This window comes from Quadrisphaera granulorum (assembly GCF_003149145.1).
In the GTDB taxonomy this organism is placed as follows: domain Bacteria; phylum Actinomycetota; class Actinomycetes; order Actinomycetales; family Quadrisphaeraceae; genus Quadrisphaera; species Quadrisphaera granulorum.
The window spans coordinates 48,991-65,054 of sequence record NZ_QGDQ01000020.1; the positions used below are offsets into that span (position 1 = coordinate 48,991).

14 protein-coding genes and 1 pseudogene are annotated in these 16,064 nt (G+C 73.0%); 8 read left to right on the forward strand and 7 right to left on the reverse strand.

Annotated features, from left to right (window positions below):
- Positions 1 to 3: 3 nt before the first annotated feature.
- From kdpC to BXY45_RS15255, 5 genes are all read left to right on the forward strand, one after another.
- Complete coding sequence (gene kdpC / locus BXY45_RS15235) at positions 4 to 621, forward strand: potassium-transporting ATPase subunit KdpC (protein WP_109775372.1); 618 nt, start codon at positions 4 to 6, stop codon at positions 619 to 621.
- Between the two features lie 59 nt (positions 622 to 680).
- Positions 681 to 3,320: a DUF4118 domain-containing protein gene (locus BXY45_RS15240; protein ID WP_109775421.1), complete on the forward strand. Its 2,640-nt coding sequence runs from the start codon at positions 681 to 683 to the stop codon at positions 3,318 to 3,320.
- Complete coding sequence (locus BXY45_RS15245; protein WP_109775373.1) at positions 3,317 to 4,042, forward strand: response regulator; 726 nt, start codon at positions 3,317 to 3,319, stop codon at positions 4,040 to 4,042. Before BXY45_RS15240 ends, BXY45_RS15245 begins: the two co-directional genes overlap by 4 nt.
- A gap of 110 nt (positions 4,043 to 4,152) precedes the next feature.
- Positions 4,153 to 5,970, forward strand: coding sequence for an alkaline phosphatase D family protein (locus BXY45_RS15250; protein ID WP_109775374.1), 1,818 nt, complete (start codon positions 4,153 to 4,155; stop codon positions 5,968 to 5,970).
- On the forward strand, positions 5,967 to 7,346 hold the full coding sequence (locus tag BXY45_RS15255; RefSeq protein ID WP_109775375.1) for an alkaline phosphatase family protein: 1,380 nt from the start codon (positions 5,967 to 5,969) through the stop codon (positions 7,344 to 7,346). Before BXY45_RS15250 ends, BXY45_RS15255 begins: the two co-directional genes overlap by 4 nt.
- 705 nt (positions 7,347 to 8,051) lie before the next feature.
- Here BXY45_RS15255 and BXY45_RS24750 read toward each other — a convergent pair.
- Together BXY45_RS24750 and BXY45_RS15270 are read right to left on the reverse strand one after the other, a co-directional pair.
- Positions 8,052 to 8,300: pseudogene (locus tag BXY45_RS24750) on the reverse strand (inorganic phosphate transporter); the annotation flags it as partial.
- 129 nt (positions 8,301 to 8,429) lie between these two features.
- The gene (locus BXY45_RS15270) at positions 8,430 to 9,233 is read right to left on the reverse strand and encodes an SDR family NAD(P)-dependent oxidoreductase (protein ID WP_109775377.1); all 804 of its coding nucleotides are present in this window, start codon (positions 9,231 to 9,233) and stop codon (positions 8,430 to 8,432) included.
- A gap of 84 nt (positions 9,234 to 9,317) precedes the next feature.
- On the opposite strand from BXY45_RS15270, the gene BXY45_RS15275 reads away from it, so the two are divergent.
- Positions 9,318 to 9,971 carry a TetR/AcrR family transcriptional regulator gene (locus BXY45_RS15275; RefSeq protein WP_109775378.1) on the forward strand — a complete coding sequence of 218 codons (654 nt, stop codon included), beginning with the start codon at positions 9,318 to 9,320 and terminating at the stop codon, positions 9,969 to 9,971.
- 3 nt (positions 9,972 to 9,974) lie between these two features.
- Here the strand turns inward: BXY45_RS15275 and BXY45_RS15280 are convergent, their stop codons facing one another.
- A complete protein-coding gene (locus BXY45_RS15280; RefSeq protein WP_109775379.1) occupies positions 9,975 to 10,964 on the reverse strand; it encodes an NAD-dependent epimerase/dehydratase family protein in 990 nt (329 codons plus the stop codon).
- On the reverse strand, positions 10,961 to 11,680 hold the full coding sequence (locus tag BXY45_RS15285; RefSeq protein ID WP_109775380.1) for a hypothetical protein: 720 nt from the start codon (positions 11,678 to 11,680) through the stop codon (positions 10,961 to 10,963). Before BXY45_RS15285 ends, BXY45_RS15280 begins: the two co-directional genes overlap by 4 nt.
- Here BXY45_RS15285 and BXY45_RS15290 point away from each other — a divergent pair.
- Positions 11,679 to 12,392, forward strand: coding sequence for a TetR/AcrR family transcriptional regulator (locus BXY45_RS15290; RefSeq protein WP_109775381.1), 714 nt, complete (start codon positions 11,679 to 11,681; stop codon positions 12,390 to 12,392). The two genes, BXY45_RS15285 and BXY45_RS15290, sit on opposite strands and share 2 nt — an antisense overlap.
- Positions 12,393 to 12,450: 58 nt before the next feature.
- Here the strand turns inward: BXY45_RS15290 and pdxR are convergent, their stop codons facing one another.
- From pdxR to BXY45_RS23400, 3 genes are all read right to left on the reverse strand, one after another.
- Positions 12,451 to 13,941: a MocR-like pyridoxine biosynthesis transcription factor PdxR gene (gene pdxR, locus BXY45_RS15295; RefSeq protein ID WP_109775382.1), complete on the reverse strand. Its 1,491-nt coding sequence runs from the start codon at positions 13,939 to 13,941 to the stop codon at positions 12,451 to 12,453.
- 84 nt (positions 13,942 to 14,025) lie between these two features.
- On the reverse strand, positions 14,026 to 14,361 hold the full coding sequence (locus BXY45_RS15300; protein WP_170131546.1) for an antibiotic biosynthesis monooxygenase family protein: 336 nt from the start codon (positions 14,359 to 14,361) through the stop codon (positions 14,026 to 14,028).
- A gap of 121 nt (positions 14,362 to 14,482) precedes the next feature.
- Complete coding sequence (locus tag BXY45_RS23400; protein ID WP_170131547.1) at positions 14,483 to 14,641, reverse strand: hypothetical protein; 159 nt, start codon at positions 14,639 to 14,641, stop codon at positions 14,483 to 14,485.
- 252 nt (positions 14,642 to 14,893) lie between these two features.
- Here BXY45_RS23400 and ppk2 point away from each other — a divergent pair, with 252 nt between their 5' ends.
- Positions 14,894 to 15,865: a polyphosphate kinase 2 gene (gene ppk2, locus BXY45_RS15305; RefSeq protein ID WP_109775384.1), complete on the forward strand. Its 972-nt coding sequence runs from the start codon at positions 14,894 to 14,896 to the stop codon at positions 15,863 to 15,865.
- Positions 15,866 to 16,064 lie beyond the last annotated feature (199 nt).

Here is a 16,064-nt window from a genome sequence, read left to right on the forward strand (position 1 = left end):
GCCGTGTCCCGCGTGCTCGACCTCACCCGCCAGTCCGCCGCAGGCCTGCGCCTGCTCGTGGCTCTCACCGTGCTCCTCGGCCTGGTCTACCCCGCCGTGCTGCTGGGCGTCGGCCAGCTCGTCCCCGGCCGCGCGAACGGCTCGCTGATCACCCTCGACGGGCGCACCACCGGCTCCTCCCTCATCGGCCAGCAGTTCGGCACCGACGACGACCCGGCCTCGCAGCTCCCGTGGTTCCAGCCGCGGCCCTCGGCGGCCGGCACGGGCTACGACCCGCAGTCCTCCGGCGCCTCCAACCTCGGCCCGAACAACGCCGACCTGGTGAAGACCATCGAGGACCGGCGCGCCGCCGTGGCCTCCCGCGAGGGCGTGGAGCCGTCCGCCGTCCCCGCCGACGCCGTCACCGCCTCCGGCTCCGGCCTGGACCCCGACATCTCCCCCGCCTACGCGCAGCTGCAGGTGGCGCGCGTGGCCCGCGAGCGCGGTCTGCCGGTGGCGCAGGTGGAGCAGCTGGTGGAGCAGAACACGCACGGCCGTGACCTCGGCTTCATCGGGGAGCCCAGCGTCGACGTCGTCACCCTCAACGCCGACCTGGCCCGTCTGGGTAGCCCCCAGGGGTGAGCGCAGCGAGCGTGGAGCTGCCGCCGGAGGAAGATGAGCCGGTGGACGGCGGGACCGGAGTGGGAGGTGGCAGGCGAGGCAAGCTCCGCGTCTACCTCGGTGCGGCGCCCGGTGTCGGCAAGACGGTGGCGATGGTCAGCGAGGGCCGTCGGCGGGTCGAGCGCGGGCAGGACGTCGTCGTCGCGTTCGTCGAGACCCACGGGCGCACGCACACCGCCGCCGCGCTGGACGGGCTGGAGCAGGTGCCCCGCCGCCGTGTGGTCTACCCCACCTCGCCGGGGGCCGTGCCGACGACGCTGGAGGAGATGGACGTCGACGCCGTCCTGGCCCGCGCACCTCGGCATGCCCTGGTCGACGAGCTGGCCCACACCAACGCTCCAGGTTCGCGCAACGCCAAGCGGTGGGAAGACGTCGAGGAGCTGCTGGCGGCGGGTATCGACGTCATCACCACCGTCAACGTGCAGCACCTGGAGTCGCTCAACGACGTCGTCGCGCAGATCACGGGGGTGCGCCAGCGCGAGACGGTCCCTGACGACGTCGTGAGGTCTGCCGACGCCATCGAGCTGGTGGACATGAGCCCGCAGGCGCTGCGCCGCCGCCTGGCACACGGCAACGTCTACGCCGCCGAGCGGGTCGACGCGGCGCTGGCCAACTACTTCCGCGTCGGCAACCTCACGGCGCTACGCGAACTGGCGCTGCTGTGGACGGCAGACCGCGTGGACGCCGCGCTGGCCCTCTACCGCGCAGAGCAGGGCATCGCGGCGCCGTGGGGTGCTCGCGAGCGCGTCGTCGTGACCCTGACCGGCGGTCCGGAAGGTGATGCGCTGGTGCGCCGCGCCGCACGCATCACCCAGCGGGCTGCGGGTGGAGAGCTGCTCGCGCTGCACGTCTCGCGCTCGGACGGGCTGACCGGTGCCGCCCCGGACGCGCTGGCCCGCCAGCGGCTGCTGGCAGAGAGCCTGGGCGGCAGTTGGCACTCGGTGGTCGGCGAGGACGTCGCCACCGCCATCCTCGACTTCGCTCGCGGCGTCAACGCCACGCACATCGTGGTCGGCGCGAGCCGTCGCAGTCGGCTCGCTGCGGCCCTCTCCCCGGGCGTGGGGCAGCGGGTGATCGACGGGTCGGGCGACATCGACGTCCACGTGGTCACCCACGCCTCGGCCCGTGGCCGGCACGGGCGGCTGGAGCGCCGGTCGGCGCTCTCCGCGCTGCCGGTGCGACGCCGAGCCGCCGGCTGGGCTCTGGCGACGGGCGGGCCGGTGGCTCTCACGGGTCTGCTGCACCTCACCCGCGTCAACCACGAGCTACCCAGCGAGCTGCTGCTCTTCCTCGCGCTGGTGGTGGGCGTGGCACTGGTCGGCGGCATGTGGCCGGCGCTGCTGGCCGCGGTGCTGTCGGGGCTACTGGCCAACTGGTACTTCACCCCGCCCTACGGCACGCTCACCATCGCCTCACCGGCCAACGCCGTGGCGCTGTTCGTGCTGGTCAGCGTCGGTGCCGCGGTGGCTGCCGTGGTCGACACGGCCGCGCGGCGCGCCCGCGAGGCAGCCCGCGCCCGTGCGGAGGCCGACGTGCTGGCCACGCTCGCGGGCAGCGTGCTGCGCGGTGCCGAGGCGGTGCCTGCGCTGCTGGACCGGCTGGTGGAGACCTTCGGGCTGCGGGGCGCCGCGCTGTTGGAGCGCACCCAGGACTCCCCTGGCACCGCCCACGACCTGTGGCGCGTGGTGGCCTCGCAGGGGTGCCCGCCCCCGTCCTCCCCCGACGCCGCGGACGCGGCGCTGCCCGTGGACGAGCACCTCAGCATCGCCATCACCAGCCAGGGCGACGACCACCGCGGCAGATCGCCGCTGTCGGCCTCGGACCTGCGGGTTCTGACGGCCGTGGCCACGCAGGCCGGCTCGTTGCTGGAGCGAGACCGGCTGCGCGAGGCCGCCCGCGCCGCGCGCCGCGAGGAGGAGCGCACCGCCACCCGCACGGCGCTGCTCGCCGCCGTGTCCCACGACCTGCGCACGCCCCTGGCCAGCGTCAAGGCGTCGGCGTCCACGCTGCGGGCTTTCGGCGCCGAGCTCGACGCGGCTGACCGCGACGTGCTGCTGGCCGATGTGGAGACCTCCGCGGACCGGCTGCAGGCGCTGGTCGACAACCTGCTGGACATGAGCCGGCTCGACGCCGGCGCCGTGCGCGCACGCGTCGAGGCGGTGGCCCTGGACGAGGTGGTGCCGCGGGCGCTAGCCGGCCTCACCCCGGAGCAGGCCGCCGCGGTGGTGCTGGACGTCCCGGAGGACCTGCCGCTGGTCGACGCCGACGCCGGGCTGCTGGAGCGAGCGCTGGGCAATGTGGTGGAGAACGCGCTGCGCCACGCCGTGCCGCACGCGCCGGGCCAGCCGGTCGAGATCTCCGCCGGCCTCGTGGAGGACTCCGCCGCGCCGGGTGGGCGCGGCGGCCGGCGCGTGGTGGTGCGGGTGGTCGACAGAGGCCCCGGCATCCCCGACGAGCGCAAGGCCGCGGCGTTCTCCGCGTTCCAGCGCCTCGGTGACGCCCCCGGCGGGCTGGGCGTGGGGCTCGGTCTGGCGGTGGCTCGCGGTCTGGTGGAGGCCAGCGGTGGCACGGTGGAGGCCGACGACACCCCCGGTGGCGGCCTCACCGTGGTCTTTTCGCTCCCCGCGGCGGTCGTCAGTGCCCAGGAGGTGACCGCGTGACCCGCGTGCTGGTGGTGGAGGACGAGCCGGCGCTCGCGCGGGCGCTGGCGATCACGCTGCGGGCCAAGCGCTACGACGTCGACGTCGCGCACACGGGCGCGGCGGCCCTGGATGCCGCGGCGACGCGGCGGCCCGACGTCGTCGTCCTCGATCTGGGTCTTCCCGACCTCGACGGCCTCGACGTGCTGCGGGCGCTGCGCGGCTGGAGCGCCGTGCCCGTGGTGGTGCTCTCGGCCCGGCACGACAGCTCCGAGAAGGTCGAGGCGCTCGACGCCGGCGCCGACGACTACGTCACCAAGCCCTTCGCCGTCGACGAGCTGCTCGCGCGCCTGCGGGCCGCGGTGCGCCGCGGGGAGGCCACCGGTCCGGTGCCCGACCCGGTGGTCGAGACCGCGCGCTTCACGGTGGACCTGCCCCGGCGGCGGGTCCTCCTGCGGTCTGCAGGTGCCAGTGATCAGGACGACGACGGCGAGGGCGAGCCCGTGCGGCTCACGCCGACGGAGTGGCAGCTGCTGGCCGAGCTGGCCCGCTCCGTGGGACGCGTCGTGGGCCGTCGCGAGCTGTTGGTGGCGCTGCGCGGCCCGCACCTCGGCTCGGAGGCCGCAGAGACCCACTACCTGAGGGTCTATGTGGCGCAGCTGCGCCGCAAGCTCGAGGCCGATCCCTCCGCCCCGAAGCACCTCATCACCGAACCGGGGGTCGGCTACCGCCTCGTCCCGTAGCCGACGCATGCGGACCACTGCTCGCCACCGAGACACGCGGCACCGCGGAGTTCATCCAGCAGACGCTCGATGGTCAACCGTGATCCGCCGAACGCGGTCACCATCCCGTCGTGCACGACTCCGCTGTCCCCCGTCGCGCGCTCCTGCGTGGTGGTGTCGCAGCCGCGGCCTCCCTCGGAGCCGCCGCTCTCACACCGCAGCAGGCGCTGGCCTCGGTCGCTGAGGCCACGCGCGCCGGGGTCTTCGGTTTCGGGGTGGCCAGTGGTGACGCCACCGCCACCGAGGTGCTCCTGTGGACCCGTGTGACGCCGTCGCCCGACGCTGTCCCCGGCAGCGGCCTGGGCCCCTCCAGCCGTGTGGAGTGGGAGGTAGCCGCCGACCAGGGGTTCCGCAGGGTGGTCAAGCGCGGCAGCACCACCACCGACGCCCGGCGCGACCACACGGTGAAGGTCGTGGTCACGGGCCTGGCCCCGTACACGCGGTACTGGTACCGGTTCCGCACCCGTGGCGTCACCTCGCCGATCGGCCGCACCCAGACCAGCCCGGACGAACCGGGGCGCACCCACGCACTGCGCCTCGCGTTCGTCTCCTGCAGCAACTACACCGGTGGCTACTTCACCGCCTACCGCGGTATCGCTGCACGGGACGACCTCGACCTCGTGCTACACCTCGGTGACTACGTCTACGAGTACGGCAACACCCCCGGTGTGCCTGGCGTGCCCGGCTCCGGTGACCGGTACGGCCCGGTGGCGCTCGTGGGCAAGCGCGACCACCAGCCGCCGGTGGAGATGGTCTCGCTGCAGGACTACCGGGTGCGGCACGCCCTCTACAAGACCGACCCAGACCTGCAGGCAGCTCACGCCCGGTTCCCGTGGGTGGTCATCTTCGACGACCACGAGATCACCAACGACGCGTACGCGACCGGCGCGGAGAACCACGAGCAGCAGGACGACCCCGACACCCCCTACACCGGCCCCGGGGAGCCTGCGGGCGTACGCGCCGAGGGCGACTTCCTCGCGCGGCGCGCCCGCGCCTTCCAGGCCTACCGGGAGTGGATGCCGATCCGCGAGCCCAGCACGTGGCAGCCCCGCCCCCACCGCGGCGAGCAGTTCTTCCGCCGCTTCCGCTTCGGTGACCTCGCCGACCTGTCGGTCATCGAGACGCGGCAGAACCGCAGCCAGCAGGTACCCACGACCGTTACCGGCCCCGGTGGCGCGCCGGTGGTCAATCCGGCGCTGGCAGACCGCTCCCGTCACCTGCCCGAGCCCGAGCAGCTGGCGTGGCTTGTCGACGGCGTCCTGCGCAGCCGACGTCCCTGGCACCTCGTGGGCAACCAGACCGTGCTCGCGCGGGTGTACGCGGTACCCCGCGACGGGGTGGGCGTGCTTCCGGGGCAGGTCTTCAACGCCGACCAGTGGGACGGCTACCAAGCAGACCAGGCGGCGCTGCTGGCGGCCATGGGGCGGGCGAGCACGGACCCGGTGGTGCTCACCGGAGACATCCACTCCTCCTGGGCCAACGAGCTGCCCGAGCGGCCCGACGCCACCTACCCATCGGCAGGGCGCTCCGTGGGTGTCGAGTTCGTGTGCCCCTCGGTCACGAGCGACGGTTTCAAGGAGGTCCTCGGGACGGCGGCCGCCGCGCAGGCGACCACCGCCGCGGTGCAGGCCGCCAACCCGTGGGTGCGTTACCTCGACGGCATCGGGCACGGCTACGCCGTGGTCGACGTGACCCCGCAACGCGTCCAGACCGACTTCTTCTTCATCCGCAGCGGCGGAGACAAGGGCCTGGCCCTCGACCCCCGCGGGGACCCGCAGGCGCAGGCAACGTGGGAGAGCTCGTGGCAGACGGTCAAAGGTTCCCACCGGGTGAGCGGACCGGTCGCTCAGCTGGGCCCGCGCAGCGACTCCCCGAGGACGGCGCGATGAGCGAGCAGCAGCCGCAGCAGAAGCCCGAACAGCAGCCGGGACGGCGGGCCCTGCTGCGGGCAGCCACGGCCGGAGGCGCCGCGGTGCTCACGGGCACAGCGGCGCAACCTGCGGCCGCGGCGTCGGCGTCGGCCTCCGGGTCGGCCTCCGCGTCGGTGAGCGTCTCGCCGTCGTCGTCCTCATCGTCACGGCTGCGCGTGTACGTGCTCGTCGTCGACGGGTGCAACCCGACCGAGTTCGCCTCGGTCTCCCAGCCGCGCCTGGCGGCGCTGCGCGCCCAGGGCACCCTCTACCCGGCAGCGCGCTCGCTGCCGATCATGGAGACCGTCCCTAACCACGTGATGATGATGAGCGGGGTGCGTCCCGACAGGTCCGGCGTGCCCGCCAACGCCATCTACGACCGCGGCGAGCGTGTGGTGCGCACCCTCGACCGGCCCACCGACCTGCGTGCTTCCACCCTGTTGGAGAGGCTTCCGCAGCGCGGCTTCGTCACCGCCAGCGTGCCCAGCAAGGACTACCTCGTCGGCATCTTCGGTACCCGGGCCACCCACCGCTGGGTGCCCCCGGCCTATCTGCCCGTCACCGGCCACGTGCCCGACGCGACCACCGTGCCGGCACTCGTCGACATCGTCGACCGGCACGACCCCGACCTGGTCTTCTGCAACCTCGGTGACATCGACAGGGTCGGCCACAGCGACCCCACCGGGCCGCGGCTGCCGTTCCCGGCGCTGCGCACCGCTGACCTCACGGCCACCGACACGCTGATCGGCGGCTTCACCGACCACCTCGCTGCCACGGGCAAGTGGGCCTCCAGCGTGCTCGTGGTGCTCGCTGATCACGGTATGGACTTCTCCGTGCCGACCAACCTCATCTCGGTCAAGCAGCAGGCCCTGGCCAGCCGCCCGGACCTGCAGGCGTCGGTGACCATCGCCCAGAACGGTGGCGCCGACAGCATCACCTGGACCGGTCCCGCCGGTCGGCGCCGCCAGGGCCTCGCCGAGGTTGCCCGGCTCGTGGCAGCCCACCCCGGGGTGCTGTCGGTGAAGCTGCCGTCACAGCTGCGGTTGGGACCAGAAGCGGGAGACCTCGTCGCCTACGCCCGCCCCGGGTGGCGCTTCAGCGACCCGCAGGTCACGTCCAACCCCATCCCCGGCAACCACGGCCACCCCGTCACGGAACCGATCCCTTTCCTCATCACCGGTGGACACCCCGGACTGCGCCGCGGCGCCACCTCGTCGGCGCCGGTGCGCACCGTGGACGTGGCGCCCACGGTGGCGGCACTGTTCGGCCTCAGCGCCCCGCGCGGCGGATGGGACGGCACCGCCCGCCTCGACGCCTTCACCAGGACACCGCGCGCCGCCTCCGCTACGTGGTGAGCGCGATGGCGAAGGCAGTGAGCATCCCCGCGGCGATCAGGAGCATCAGCGCCGCCAGCAGCGCAGCAGATGCTTCCGACCACCGCGCACACGCCTCAGGAACAGCCACCGAGAGCGATGGCTTCTCGATCGGTGAGCTTGCCCGCTCCGACGGTGATGACGGTCCGAGCGCTTCCCCGACAGCCGGTGGTGCGGTGTCTGTCGTCACCAGGTCGGCGGTCCGGTGAGTGCGCCGAGCGGCGTCGGATGTCACGAGCGTCGGAGCATCTCGTGGGCTGATCGGTGAGGAGATGACCTCGAGAACAGCGGTCTCGACGAAAACGTTCTGATACGCGATGCCGAGGTGAGCCGGCGGCATCCGCCGGGTGCGCAGCTCGGCATCCATAGCGTCGTCGGCCGGTGGCCGAGGGCCGGGAGTGGCGAAAGCCAACGCTCGGGACCACCTCCAGGTCGGGGTGCCCGTCATGCTCCGGACACCTCGTAGATGTCGAAGGTTAATCGACGGTGTGCTCTCCGTTGGGGACGCGAACACCGTGAGTGACGGCGAGTCGGGACCAGCGCGCAGTGACCCTCAGCGGGCGCCGGCGAGCGGCCAGCCGCCCGCCGCGAGGTGCGCGGACACCCTGGCGACATCGGAGGGGCGGCCTCATCGAGGTTGGACCCTCGATGAGCCTCTCGATGTCGGCGGTGGTGATGAGCTCGCCCTGGCGGGGGTGCGCCGTTCTTGTTCTGGATCTTGACGACGGCGTTGGTCACGGTCAGGGCCACCTCGACGGAGAGGACCGCTCCCACGAGGTTGAGGAGGCCGGACAGCAGCACGGCGGTCTTCGGCTTCAGCGCGCCGGTGGCGATGGAGGTCGCCAGAGCGTTGGCGGTGTCGCGGAAGCCGTTCGTGAAGTCGAACGACAGGGCTACCACGACCAGCAGCACCAGGATGGCGATGACAGTGGTCACGAGCCCCCTGTGTCCTCCTGAAGAGGGTCACCCACCAGGGTCAGTTCGGTGCTTTCGGCCACTGTTCAACGAGTGGTCGGCGCGTCGCGACCGCTCTTGACCGTCTCCTGACCGAGGCTGCTGTCGGACTCAGCGCGTCGACGCAGCTCCTGACATGCGGGCAACGGCTCCAGCGAGGATCCGCGTACGTAGCGGGCGCGGCGCCGTCGCGAGGGACAGGGTGAGCAGTCGCGAGCCTCCGCCCCCCGACACCACCGGGACCCGGCCCCCGAGAGCTGCGAAGGTCGAGGCGACGACGACGGCGGGATCGTCTGCCCGCCCCATGGTCATGCCGGCGCGGTCGGCGAAGCCGGTGCGGACAGGCCCGGGAGCGCACGCCACGACATCGACCCCAGCGGGACGCAGCTCTGCATGAAGCCCTTCCGCCAGCACCTGCGCCCACGCCTTGGTGGCGGCGTACGACGATGCACCCGGCACGCCCTGCCGTCCGAGGATCGACCCGAACAGGACGATTCCGCCCCGCCGCCTGGCGGTCATCTGTTGCGCCGCCGCACGGGTGAACTGCAACGCCGCTGTGCAGTTGACGGTGATCATGCCTAGCTCCTCCTCGAGGTCGGAGCCGGCCAGTGGGCCGGTGGTGCCAAACCCGGCCGCTGCGACGAGTAGCCCGACCTCGTGCTCTCGCACGAAGGACTCCACCAGGGCTCGCCCTTCGGGCGTTGCGAGGTCGGCGGGGAGCAGGTGCGCCCTGCGTCCGCGCTCCCGCACCCGCACGGCGACCTCCTCCAGCCGGCCGGCGGACCTCGCGACCAGTGCTGTGTTGAGGCCGAGCTCGGCGGCGCGCAGGGCAGCCGCGCAGCCCAGCCCAGAGGAGGCGCCGGTCACGACGGCCAGCGGGCCGTACCTGTCCTGGAAGCTCGCGGTCCTGCTCATGGTGGGGGCCTCCGTCGGTGATCAATGGTGACGGCGACACTCTGACAGATGATGTTCACAGTGTCCACATGACATCATGCGGACATGCCCGCCCCCACCAAGCGCCCCAGCTATCACCACGGCGACCTGACCACCGCCCTGGTGCGGGAGGGAGTGGCGATGGCCCGCGACGGCGGCCCGGGGGCCGTCGTGCTGCGGGAGGCCACGAGGCGCGCCGGCGTCTCGCCCAATGCCGCGTACCGGCACTTTGCCGACCGAGACCAGCTCCTGGGTGCTGTGCGCGTCGAGGCCGAGCAGGCGCTCGCCCAGGCCATGCAGGCCGAGGTGGAGGCCGTCGAGGCGGGCACCAGAGGGTCACCCGCCGAGCTGGCCGCCGCCCGCCTGAGGGCGACCGGGGCCGGCTACCTGCGCTTCGCCCGCAGCGAGCCCGGCCTGTTTCGCACCGTGTTCGCCGAGGGCGCGCACCGCACCGCCCCGGGGGCGGTCGCTCCGAGCGAATCGGTGGCTTCAGCGCCACTGCGGGTGCTCTCCACGGTGGTCGCGGAGGGCACCGCAGCGGGTTTGCTGCCACCGATCCAGGACGGCGATGTCGACGTCGTCGCGTGGTCGGCCGTGCACGGTCTGGCCTCGCTCATACTCGACGGTCCTCTCGGGGGACTCCCCGACGACGCTACGGACCGGGTGGCGAACCTGCTCCTCGCCGTCGTCGTCACGGGCCTGGCCCACCTGCCTCGGTGAGGCTCACTGCAGGACGGCGGTCCGACGCTGCAGGTCGTCGACGGTCGCCGCGATGCCCTGCTCGTAGGGCGTGGCCTTCAGACCGAGCGCTGCGGTGAGCCGGGCCCCGCTGACGAGGAACGGCTCCTCGAACTCGTAGGCCATCTCCGCGACCTCGGCCATCGTCCTGTTCACCAGCCCGAGCGCCTTCAGCGCCCACGTCGGGGTGGTGCGCAGCTGCGCCGACGCGTCCCCGAGGTGGCGCGCGGCGAGGTCGAGGACCTGGCGCGTGCTGAGCGGGCGGGGATCGTTCGGGACGTGCCACACGCCGGCGGTCCCGGCGGTGGTGCCGAGCAGGGCCATCGCCCGCGCGACGTCGGGCACGTACGTGTAGGTGTGGGGCTGGTCGGGGTCGCCGAGCACCCAGGCGGGGCGCCCCTCGGCCAGGGGGGCGAGCACGCGGTCTCCGATGGCCGACTGATCCCCGGCGCCGGGGCCATAGAAGTCCGAGGCGCGCACCTGGACGACGTCGAGCTCTCCGTCCTCCCGCAGCACCTCGAGCTGCTCGGCCATGCGCTGGCGCACCCGACCCTTGCGGGCGTGCGGCCGGTGGGGGGAGTCTTCGGTGAGGGTGCGCCCGGCGGGACGCCCGTAGAGGTAGACGTTCTCCAGGCTGACCAGCCGCGCCCCCGCGGCGCGGGCCGCCTGGACGGCACCGGCCTGCAGGGGCGGGAAGTCCTGCTCCCACCGGTGGTAGGCGGGGTTGAGCACCTGGTGGACGACGGCGGCACCACGTGCCGCGGCGACCACCGCCGCGGGGTCGGCCGCGTCAGCGTGCACCAGCTCGACGCCGCCGGGCAGCTGGGGCCGGGAGCTGCGACTGACCACACGCACCCGGGCGCCCAGAGCGGCCAGCTCGACCGCCAGCCGGGTTCCGACGGCGCCGGCGCCCAGCACCACATGCAAGCCTCCAGTGCTGTTCGGCTCGACGACGCCGCGCGACGCGGCGCTCATCGGGCGTTCCGCTCGACCTCGGCGGTGCTCGTGCCGGCGGGCAGGGTCTGGACGAGCAGACCCGTCAGCGCCGTCGCGACCAGCGCACCGGTGGCCCCGAAGGTCGTGTACTGCCGCTCCACGTCGATGCCGAACAGCGTGGTCACCGTCCAGCCCGCCGCGAAGATGCCGGAGGTGGCCACCGGCCACGCCAGGCGCCTCCAGCCTGGCAGCCGGCCCCCCAGCGCCACCGCCTGCGCCGCTCCCGTCACCACGCCAGTGATCGCCCCCATGGTGGCGAGCTCACCCAGGCTCGTGCCGTACCCGACGGCGGCGGAGCCCGCCGCCAGGCCCGCCGACACCCCGGCCGCCGTCGCCGCGGCCCACGGCAGGAGCGGCAGGCGTGGCGAGAGCGCTCCTTGCGCCGTCCCGATGACGGCGCCCGTCACCAGGCCGCCGATCAGGGCCGGACCGACGCCGTCCACGGGGCCCGACAGCGCTCTTCCCGCCAGCCCCGCGACCGGGAAGGCGAGTGTGCCTGCCATCCACGCCGCCCACTGCTTGCCGCTGGTGCGGCCCGCTCCCACGGGAACTGGCTTCTTCTGCTCGGTCTCCACAGCTGTCTCCCTCGTGCTCGCCACACCCTGACCGAGAACACTGTTCTCGATCCACAGCGAGAAGTCAAGAGCAGTGTTCTCGAAGTGAGCGATGCTCTCGTTGTTGTAGAGTCCGGGCATGGCGACACTTCGCGCCCAGCGCCGGGCCGAGCTGACCGACCGGATCCTGGACGCCGCACAGGCGCAGCTCCTCGAGGTCGGCCCCGCGGCGCTGTCCCTGCGGGCCGTCGCGCGTGACGTCGGAGTGACCGTCTCGGGCCTCTACCGCTACTACGCCGGCCGGGACGACCTGCTCACCGCCCTGCTCGTGCGCGCCTTCGACGACCACGCCGACGCCGTGCAGGACGCCGTCGAGGGCGCCGAGCCTGACCTCTCGGGCCAAGACGACGACGGCGACCGGCTGGCCCCCGTGCGCGCTGGACTCCTCGCCTACCGGCGCTGGGGTCTGGAGAACCCGACGCCGTTCGGCCTTGCGTACGGCACGCCCGTGCCGGGGTACGCCGCGCCCGCCGACGAGACCGTGCGCGCGGGCGCGCGCTGCGGCGACCTCCTCGTGGCTGCCGTGGCCAGGGGGCGCGCCCGCAGCGGCGCAGCCGCGGGACACGACGGCGGTGACGACCTCGACCCGGCTCGCCGGGCGCACCTGAAGGCCCTCGCCTCACGCCGCGGCTACGACCTCCCGCCGGGCGTCCTGGCGCGGACCGTCGACCTCTTCGTCGTCGTCCACGGGTTCGTGGTCATGGACGTCTTCGGGCAGCTGCGGCCTTTGTCCGACAACCCCGACCGGGACTTCGCCGCCCTCGTCGACCGCGGGCTGGACACCCTGCGCTGACTGCTCGGCACCAGGCGGAGGGCGACACCAGCTGCGAGTTCGCCCGCTGCCCTGAAGCTCATCCCAACGTCGGTCCCAGCGCGGAAGGGTGCGCACTCGCGGCCAGGCCGGCGGCCGCGGACCTCAGGCGTCGGACGCCCTCGGCCAGTTCTGCGTCCGAGGGTGCGCCGTAGCCGATGGCCAGGTGAGGCCGGCAGTGCCCCAGGACCGTCAGAGAGGACCCGGCCGAGACGACGACGCCCCAGCGGCGCGCTGCGGCCGCCACCTCCTCGTCGTCGACACCGTCCGGCAGCTCCACCCACAGGTGCAGGCCGCCGGTGCCTCCGTCCACCCGCCAGCCACGCTCGGCTTCGAGCAGCCGGACGGCCAGCTCGCGGCGCCGCCGGTAGCGGGCCCACTGAGCTCTGAGGTGACGCTGATACCGACCGCTCCGCACCAGCAGTGCGAAAGCGACCTGGTCGAAGACGGGGTTGCCGTGGTCAGCCGCGAGCTTCTCGGCCCGAAAGGCCACGGCCAACGGACCTGAGGGCACGGCCCAGCCCAGCCGGACGCCGGGGGCGAGGGTCTTGCTCGCCGACCCGAGGTAGGTGACCCGGTCTGCTGACCCGTGCTGCAGGGCGGGCAGGCGGTCCTCCGCGAGCTGGAACTCGGCGGCGTAGTCGTCTTCGACGATCTGGCCGTCGACGTCCCGAGCCCATGCGAGCAGCGCCGCGCGCCGCCGAGCTGTCATCGTCACGCCCGTCGGGTACTGGTGCGCCGCTGTCACGACCACGGCGCGAGCCCCCGAGCGTGCGAGGGCGTCGACGTCGATGCCCTCGCGGTCCACGGGCACGGCCACCAGTGGCAGACCGCCCTGGGCGAGCAGCCGCCGCAGGGTGGCGTTGAGAGGGTCTTCGACCGCGAGACGCGTGTGCCCGGAGGCGGTCAGGGCCCGAATGGCGAGGTGCTGTCCCTGCACGACCCCGTGCGTGGCCACCACCGTGTCCGAGGTCGCTGCCACCCCGCGGGTGCGCCGCAGGTGCGCAGCCACCACCTCACGGAACAGCGGCAGACCCGCTGGGTCGAGGTAGCCCAGATCGCGCGTGGCGGTCTGGGTCACCGCGTCCACCAGCGCGGCGCGCCACAGCGAGCGGGGGAACCCCCGCAGGTCAGGGAGCCCCGGCCGGAGGTCGATGAGGTCCGCCATGGGCGGTCGCCGGTCCTCGCCAGCTGGTGACGCCCCCTGGTTCCCGACAGCGACGCGCGTCTCGGATCCACGCTTGGCCGTGAACCACCCCTCAGCGCTGAGCTGCGCGTAAGCCTCGACCACCGTGCTGCGTGCCAGTCCGAGCTCGTCGGCGAGCACCCGTGTCGAGGGCAGCACGTCACCCGGGCGCAGCACCTCCTGCTCGACCGCCCCGACGAGCGACTCGCGCAGCTGCACCCACAGGGGACGGTCGGAGCTCCGGTCGACACCGAGGTGGAGGGCGAGGCTCGCCGCGCGCGCCTCCCTGCCGATGCGGCTCCCGGCGTCCGGGGTGGTCGCGCGATCGATGGCGGGGTCGGCCATGACTCATGGTGCCGACCACTGCCGTCACGGCGGTGAGGACGGGGCGTGGAGGTCATCCACCGTTCACCGAGGAGCGCGCCGGGGTTACTCCTCGACCGTGCGTTCCCGCACGTGGACGACCTCGCACGAATACTCCTCAAAGCCCCCGAGGACTCCGGCGAAGCGGCGTGAGAGGGCGCGGAAGGCTGCGCTCTGCTGCATCGCCGCCAGCGCTTCCGGGCTGTCCCACTGCAGGTAGTTGAAGACCCGACGTCCGTCCACGCTGGCGTGCGTGCTGGCGGACCGGAAGCCCGGCGACGACGCGGCGACGTCGTCGCTGATGGCGACGAGGATCTCGATCACACGGGCCTGGTGGGCGGGGTCGGTGTGGAAGACGTTGACGAACGTGGCGTACCCGCCACCCTCCACGATGCTGGGCACTGGAGACCTCCAAGAGTGTGCCGTGGGCCTTGCTCCGTGCTGCTGAGCGTCTCCTCGGTGGTGACCGGGGCCAAGACCAATCAGACGGCGGAACGGCCGACCAGTCGTGAGCACGCGCGATTCAGCGGACGAGGACAGGCACCTCCGCCGTCGTCACGAGCACTCGGGCGCCTGCGCTCGCCGAGGAACCGGCGTCGGCGGTGGGTGGCGCGCAGGCGGCGAGCGGGACGAGCAGGGCCCCGGCGGTCAGCAGGGCGGCCAGGCGGGCGGAGGGACGCATGGGACCTCTTTCGAGGGTGACGAGCAGGAGTGACGGCCGCGTGGCGCGGCCGCCCGGCAGAAGATGGGCCGGTCCGGCGGACTTCAGGCAGCGGTGCGCCAAAGGGCACGTGAACAGTCCGGGACGGGGGGCCTGTCGCGCGGCGGCGCGCGTGCGGCCCTCCGGGCGGACCGATAGTCAAGAGGCGTTCTCGCCACGCCGCGTTCACCTGACGTTCGCCGTGAACGAGCCGCCCAGCGGTATCACCGGGACATGACCCAGACGACCACTCCCTCTCCCACATCACCGCTCGACGACTCCGACCTGGAGGAGGGGCCCTCCGGGCCGCTCGGGCAGCACCTCGACGGCCTGCGGGTGGAGGTCGATCCCGAGGGTGAGCCCGTGCTGCTGCGCCCCGACGGCAGCGAGATCGACACCTGGCGCGAGGGCTACCCGTACCCGAGCCGGATGACGCGGCGCGAGTACGAGACCACCAAGCGCCTCCTGCAGATCGAGCTCCTCAAGATGCAGCGCTGGCTCGTCGACGAGGGCGCGAAGCTCGTGGTGCTCTTCGAGGGCCGTGACGCGGCCGGCAAGGGCGGCACCATCAAGCGGTTTACCGAGCACCTCAACCCCCGCGGAACCCACGTCGTGGCCCTCGAGAAGCCCACCGAGCGCGAGCGCACCCAGTGGTACTTCCAGCGGTACGTGGCGCGGCTGCCCTCCGCCGGGGAGATCGCCCTGTTCGACAGGTCCTGGTACAACCGCGCCGGCGTCGAGCGGGTCATGGGCTTCTGCAGCCGTGAGGAGTACGAGGAGTTCTACCGGCAGGCGCCGGAGCTGGAGCGGATGCTCGTGCGCTCGGGCATCACGCTGGTGAAGTTCTGGTTCTCGGTCTCCCAGGCCGAGCAGCGCACCCGCTTCGCCATCCGGCAGATCGACCCGGTGCGCCAGTGGAAGCTCTCACCGATGGACCTGGCCTCCCTGGAGCGGTGGGACGAGTACACCGCGGCCAAGGAGGCGATGTTCCGGGCCACGGACACCGACGACGCCCCGTGGACGGTCGTCAAGAGCAACGACAAGAAGCGCGCCCGGCTGGAGGCCATGCGCCACGTGCTGCGTCAGCTGGACTACACGGGCAAGGACGTCGACCTGGTCGGCGAGGCGGACCCGCTCGTGCTCGGGCCGGCACGCGACCTCGTCGAGGCCGGCGAGACGGCACCCTCGCCAGTTACCCCTCGGTGATGTGACGTCGACCCAGGGTGACGATCTTCGGCGCCCTGGGTCGACTCGCCACCGTGACCCGATCGTGACCGGCCCTCTGAGCTGCGCGTTCGCCCATCGTTCACCTGCGACGGGCCGCCGCTTCACTTCTCAACCGTAGCTTCCGACCCGCCCGAACACGTCCGCCTGCGCTAGGAGCGCGGAGGACGAACCCCCCGCC

Coding starts and splice junctions, on each gene's coding strand:
- BXY45_RS23400 (WP_170131547.1), bottom strand. CDS start 14,641: ATGCGTCCCTCCGCCCGCCTGGCCGCCCTGCTGACCGCCGGGGCCCTG.
- ppk2 (WP_109775384.1), top strand. CDS start 14,894: ATGACCCAGACGACCACTCCCTCTCCCACATCACCGCTCGACGACTCC.
- BXY45_RS15255 (WP_109775375.1), top strand. CDS start 5,967: ATGAGCGAGCAGCAGCCGCAGCAGAAGCCCGAACAGCAGCCGGGACGG.
- BXY45_RS15290 (WP_109775381.1), top strand. CDS start 11,679: ATGGCGACACTTCGCGCCCAGCGCCGGGCCGAGCTGACCGACCGGATC.
- BXY45_RS15285 (WP_109775380.1), bottom strand. CDS start 11,680: ATGCCCGGACTCTACAACAACGAGAGCATCGCTCACTTCGAGAACACT.
- BXY45_RS15280 (WP_109775379.1), bottom strand. CDS start 10,964: ATGAGCGCCGCGTCGCGCGGCGTCGTCGAGCCGAACAGCACTGGAGGC.
- BXY45_RS15275 (WP_109775378.1), top strand. CDS start 9,318: ATGCCCGCCCCCACCAAGCGCCCCAGCTATCACCACGGCGACCTGACC.
- BXY45_RS15270 (WP_109775377.1), bottom strand. CDS start 9,233: ATGAGCAGGACCGCGAGCTTCCAGGACAGGTACGGCCCGCTGGCCGTC.
- pdxR (WP_109775382.1), bottom strand. CDS start 13,941: ATGGCCGACCCCGCCATCGATCGCGCGACCACCCCGGACGCCGGGAGC.